General features: G+C 40.3%; 7 protein-coding genes. All 7 read right to left on the bottom strand.

Annotated elements, in window-relative coordinates:
• Nucleotides 1–208: 208 nt before the first annotated feature.
• Nucleotides 209–1087 (bottom strand): hypothetical protein, encoded by an 879-nt coding sequence (locus MHO32_RS25165; protein ID WP_239214886.1) that lies wholly within the window; start codon nt 1085–1087, stop codon nt 209–211.
• A 149-nt stretch (nt 1088–1236) separates the two neighbouring features.
• On the bottom strand, nt 1237–1788 hold the full coding sequence (locus tag MHO32_RS25155) for a GrpB family protein (protein ID WP_239214884.1): 552 nt from the start codon (nt 1786–1788) through the stop codon (nt 1237–1239).
• 145 nt (nt 1789–1933) lie between these two features.
• A complete protein-coding gene (locus MHO32_RS25145) occupies nt 1934–2965 on the bottom strand; it encodes a DUF5677 domain-containing protein (RefSeq protein WP_239214880.1) in 1032 nt (343 codons plus the stop codon).
• A 150-nt stretch (nt 2966–3115) separates the two neighbouring features.
• The gene (locus tag MHO32_RS25140) at nt 3116–3541 is read right to left on the bottom strand and encodes a hypothetical protein (RefSeq protein ID WP_239214878.1); all 426 of its coding nucleotides are present in this window, start codon (nt 3539–3541) and stop codon (nt 3116–3118) included.
• Nucleotides 3542–3684: 143 nt separating this feature from the next.
• Entirely contained in the window at nt 3685–4044 is a 360-nt protein-coding gene (locus tag MHO32_RS25135) for a hypothetical protein (RefSeq protein WP_239214876.1), read from the bottom strand.
• Between the two features lie 141 nt (nt 4045–4185).
• Nucleotides 4186–4797, bottom strand: coding sequence for a hypothetical protein (locus MHO32_RS25125; RefSeq protein ID WP_004402684.1), 612 nt, complete (start codon nt 4795–4797; stop codon nt 4186–4188).
• Between the two features lie 157 nt (nt 4798–4954).
• Nucleotides 4955–5277: DUF1294 domain-containing protein (locus MHO32_RS25115; RefSeq protein WP_239214874.1), on the bottom strand; the 323-nt coding region annotated here is incomplete at its 5' end.

Here is a 5277-nt window from a genome sequence, read left to right as displayed (position 1 = left end):
CCGCTTTTCCAACCTATTACCCCGTCACTTTCACTCTTAGGCTACAACCACGTACATTCAGCCTGAGAGATCCGTTGCGGAAATAACGCCCTGTTAAGGGGTGAGCGACGCAATACCGAAGTCGCCGCATGCCACCCTAAACACTAAAACCAACGCATAGTGAAAATGCCACGCGTTGCGAATCCCTCTTGAACAGTTTGTTAAGTTTTTATTCGACCAACCTTGGTATTGATAGACCACCAGGCATAGATACTGAAAAACCACCCAGAATAGAAAGCTCACTCATTAAGCTAAAGCCAGCAATTTGGTAGCTATTTTTGTCATCTTTATCTGCCGATATGAAAAACTGTTTCGTATCAACGATGGTCGATATACACAACTGAAGAAAACCACCAATTGTCCCACTATCCTCTTCCAAAATAGAGTCAAGTGCATATATTGGTGCGTGATGTACAGGGCTTCCAGTAGACATAAGCTTAACTTTTATACTGTCAATTTTTGTAGCAACACGTTTCTTTTGATCACCAAGTACAAGATACTCAGTATCATTTAGTGATTTTTCAGTAATATTAAGTACTGTCGGGTTATCAGGTGAATTTCGTAACACTATGGTTCGATACTCTTTTGTTTTAGGGCAACGACCAAATATTAAAAACTCGCATCCAACACTATTCGGAAAACTGAAACCTAAACTTGATATATATTTCTCTCCAAGCTTTTTGCATAGTTCGGAGATTTCCATAAGTGAAGGTAGTTTTTCTTCATAAGGGTAATCCGGCTGATCGTAGTAATGCAATTCGGATAAATTACCTACAAAAGTACTTAGCATTTCCCTAACATTACTACCGATCAATGTGCTTCCCGCAAAACCGAAACCGAACCTAAATAGACATTTAGGGTTACTTCGGTGAATATCTGAATCTTTATAGGTAAATGCAGATATCGAGGTTACTTTGGGACAATTATCAGTCATAACTGAGCCACCACTCGAGACCCTTGTATCACTAACAGCCCACAAACCGTCCCCCATAACCCAAGAAAGACCTTTCTCTTTCTCTATATTTCTCCAACAAACGATGGATGTCATCTAAACTCCAAAAAAACTTAACGCCCTGTTAAGGGGTGAGCAACGCAATACAACAGCCGCCGCATACCACCTTAAACACTAAAACCAACGCATTGTGAAAATGCCACGCGTTGCGAATCCCTCTTGAACAGTTTGTTAGGTTTATGATTTCACGATGTAGGTGACAGTATTCTTTGAATATAAGCTGCTTTTGCTGCAGGATAATCTTGCCTACTGACGCCACTTGCAACCAAGCCCTGTTTTAGGGAATTGTACTCGATTAGCAACTCTTGGTTTTGAATGTGAGCATCTCTAAATTGAATATGTTTTCTTAACTTTGAGTCGCCCTGCTTATAAGCATGAACATGGATATAATCGAAACGTTCGTTATCGTTGTAATATGTGAAGAAACAACGACCTTCAACTCCTTGCTCTCCTTTGCAAGTAAAGCCTAAAGATTCGAGCACTAGAATGTTTTGCTTAAAAGTTAAAGTGTCATTATATGCGATACCTATATCTATTATCGGTTTTGCAATTGAGCCTGGGATCGCTGTACTACCAATATGATAAATAGTCACACCATTCAAGTTAGGCGCAATCACGCTGACAATTAGATCATAGGCTTCAGACCACTTATGGACGTAATCAGTTAGCTGGACTGTAAAACGCTCTAGCCCTATACCTAACTCTTCAAGTCGCTTTATCAACTGAGTTTTATCCACTTTAACTTCCCATGTTAACTCGTAAACCTAACGCCCTGTTAAGGTGTGAGCAACGCAATACCGATGCCGCCGCATGCCACCTTAATCACTAAAACCAACGCATAGTAAAAATGCCACGCGTTGCGAATCACTCTTAAACAGTTTGTTATAAATCAGTATTCCTCGAAAGCCTGAGAAACTCACGACCAATTTTATCTGAGTACTTTGCCGCTATTTGCAGCATTACAATTGTATCCATCGAGGGCTTACAGGTCAGTAATGTACTCGTTACCCCGAGTAAACTAATGGCTGTAGCATGAGCCGGATCTGTCATACCTGAATTGCTTTGCCCAACTACTAATATGTCTTCGCTACAATCAACAAGCGCTAAGCGGTTTCTCAAACCTTTCGAGCCTGCATGAATATTTTGGCTTGCCCATTTATAATAAGGGCGCATATGTTCAAGCCCCACGTCTTTCTCAATAGCACCGAATCCTACGCGACTATGTCCCGGAAACAAATATGCAGCCCACCCATAATGCCCGGCGTAGCTTCTACCATATTTTATGGTGAGATCATCATAAACCTTTTTCAATTCATTCATTTCTATATCTGTTGGTCCCTTTGCTTGTAACCGGTCTTCGTATTTACGATGCTCTTTCATAGCGTCATAAGCATCCACAACATCATGAAAATAAAAGCGTTCGGCACACTCTTGACCGTGATTAAAAATGAATAAGGCAGTGGCATTCACTTCATGTAACGCTCTCCATCTTGAGTGTGCAGCATCAGGGAACCCATTCTTTAATAAGCATAAAATTTCGTTTGCTATGTGGCAGGCTCTAGCGTGATGACGAACTAATAGGTCAAATATCAAGTCCCCTTGTTCTGCTGCTTCTGGGCGATACTTTGAATTTAGAGTTGCTCCCGCTTCAGTACAGATTACGATATGCGTTTCAAGTAGATCAAAAGCCGATTGCCATTTTTCAACATTCATATCCGCAAACGAGCTAAAATCTGACCTGCGATGTGAAAGCATTTCAGGCATTGAGGAATGCAATGATTTACCGATCATTTCTACAAATTCTGGAGTTAAGTCAGCAACCAGCTTTTTGATATCTAGCTCTCGCGCTTTAGCTGGGTTATCAGCAACCAAATCCTCGAGGATTTTATTGAATTGTTCTTGAATAGTTCTCATAAATATTTCTGATTTATAACGCCCGCTTAAGTGGTGAGCAACGCAATACGATGTTTCCGCACACCACCTAAATCCCTAAAATTAACGCATGGTAAAAATGCCACGCGTTGCGAATCCGTCTTGAAGCGTTTGTTAGCATTTTTTACACCGCTACTTTTTGGTCGTGAATGGAACCATATACTGCCCCATTACTGATGGTAAGTTAGGATCATTTGTGTGAACCATTAGCCCTTTAGTTTTATTCCATTTGAACTTGCTGAAAACACGTTTTTCAGAATCTAAGATCTTTAATGTACCAAAGCTCACTTTCCAAAAAGATTCATTGTCGTTTCGTCCCGCCCCTATATCACCTTTTTCTAAAAAATTGATAGCTTTGTGCATGTCAGACTTTTCTCCACCAAAGTAAAGAACAAGTTCACGACTCATAAGCAACTGCTTAATTTCTCTTGAGCGAAACCAAAGTGATAAAAGCCAACCAGAGGCTGCTATAAAAACTGGGACTGCGATAGTTATAAGTGCTTTAACTATCTCAACCACAAAAAACTGTAAGTTAAATGTTTTCAAAAGTTCTGCCATTTTTCCCTCGAAATGCTAACGCCGCATTAAGTGGTGAGCAACGCAGACCACCACACTTAAAGTATTGTGCCGTAAGCACTGAAACTGAAGCAAACCTAAAATACCAAGCGTTGGGAATCCGTCTTAAATGCTTTGTTATGAGCCTAGTTCAAGTAGATGCCGGACTGCCTTAGTTGCTGCTTCAAGTCTAGAAGTTTGAATTGAGTTAGCAGTAGTTGAGTAACCGCTATCGTACCCGAAAAAATAGATAATGCGGATATTAACCAACTCCAGCTAACACCATCAAAGATATACGGTGCAGCAAAAGCAAAACCATAGCTAAACGCTGCATTTACTGAATGCAAAAACTCATTAGTAGAAACCTTGTAACTCATACTTTCTGTATCGTAGGAAATTCTTACCTGCGAGCCAGCTTTACGGAACTTGCAGTAAACTACGTCATTCTCTCCATCATACTGAATATTATTAAGTTCTAGGATTTCTCTAACTTTATCTAACATCATATCTCTCCTTGATATGGTGGCTCATAACGCCCTGTTAAGGTGTGAGCAACGCAACACCGATGCTTCCGCATACCACCTTAACCACAAAACCTAACGCATAGTAAAAATGCCACGCGTTGCGAATCACTCTTAAACAGTTTGTTATGCCTTTACTACCTTTAGATCTCGGTGTACTTCTTGTGAATCAAACAAGAACTGCGCAAAGTATATTTCTAGATGACGTTGCAGCATTTCGTACGCGAGGTATCCGAATGCCACCAAGCTAACCAATAATAGCGAAACGTAGTCAGTAAGAGACGAATAATCTATAAACTGGGAAAGAATAGCTGGAGACATAGCAACAAAAGCCATTAAGAAATACATGACCATATAAAAATAGGTTAAGAACACTCTTTTTCGTTGAGACTCGTATTTTGGCTTAAATTTTAGCTTGGGATACTTAAGCTCATTAAACGGAATAAAGTACTTTCTACCTTTAACATAACATTTTAAAGACTTAACTGGGTTTTCGAGGCTTATAGCATATTCAATTTCCGCAGAACTTACGTAACTACTACCTGCGATCGTGTAAAAGCCAAGGTCTTTTGCGTAAGGATGTAAAGTGTCGACCTCAGATAGAAAAGCTCTAGCATGTTGATACTCCGCTATCATTGCCGAGCGGCGTGTAAACTTGAATTTTAGTACACCAATCAAAGTTGCAATAATTGCTACCACTGCACTACAAACCTTTAAAATCGTGAGAATATCTTCCATTTTTTCTCCTGAGGCATAACGCCCTGTTAAGGTGTGAGCAACGCAATGCCGAAGTCACCGCATACCACCTTAAACACTAAACGCAACGCATAGTAAAAATGCCACGCGTTGCGAATCACTCTTGAACAGTTTGTTAGCCCACATCTCACAGCTAGTGCTAGAACCAATTGCTAATAAAGTTCTGAACGAACACCGAACCTGATGGAGTGAATGTCCAAACAAATGCTCCAATATTTACGAATATCGTCAGCCACAAAATCGATTTAAATGGCTGTTTTTTCGACTTATGACGAAGTTGACTTTGAGCACATAATGCCCCCATCCAACCACCGAGTAACGATAAAAGATGAAGCGTATTTTCTGGTGTCCGCCATTTGCCGGTTTGAGCGGCATTTTTATCTATTGCGTACATTACGTAGGTTACAATGGACATCAGGATATAAGCTGCAATGAACAGCTTCTCACCACCTAATATGAACA

It is taken from the genome of Vibrio sp. MMH1-50 (assembly GCF_022347645.1).
GTDB classification, from domain to species: Bacteria; Pseudomonadota; Gammaproteobacteria; order Enterobacterales; family Vibrionaceae; genus Vibrio; species Vibrio harveyi.
Note: the sequence above shows the minus strand (reverse complement) of the source record. Positions and strands in the feature narration are given on the sequence as shown.

Coding starts and splice junctions, on each gene's coding strand:
- MHO32_RS25165 (WP_239214886.1), bottom strand. CDS start 1,087: ATGACATCCATCGTTTGTTGGAGAAATATAGAGAAAGAGAAAGGTCTT.
- MHO32_RS25145 (WP_239214880.1), bottom strand. CDS start 2,965: ATGAGAACTATTCAAGAACAATTCAATAAAATCCTCGAGGATTTGGTT.
- MHO32_RS25140 (WP_239214878.1), bottom strand. CDS start 3,541: ATGGCAGAACTTTTGAAAACATTTAACTTACAGTTTTTTGTGGTTGAG.
- MHO32_RS25135 (WP_239214876.1), bottom strand. CDS start 4,044: ATGATGTTAGATAAAGTTAGAGAAATCCTAGAACTTAATAATATTCAG.
- MHO32_RS25125 (WP_004402684.1), bottom strand. CDS start 4,797: ATGGAAGATATTCTCACGATTTTAAAGGTTTGTAGTGCAGTGGTAGCA.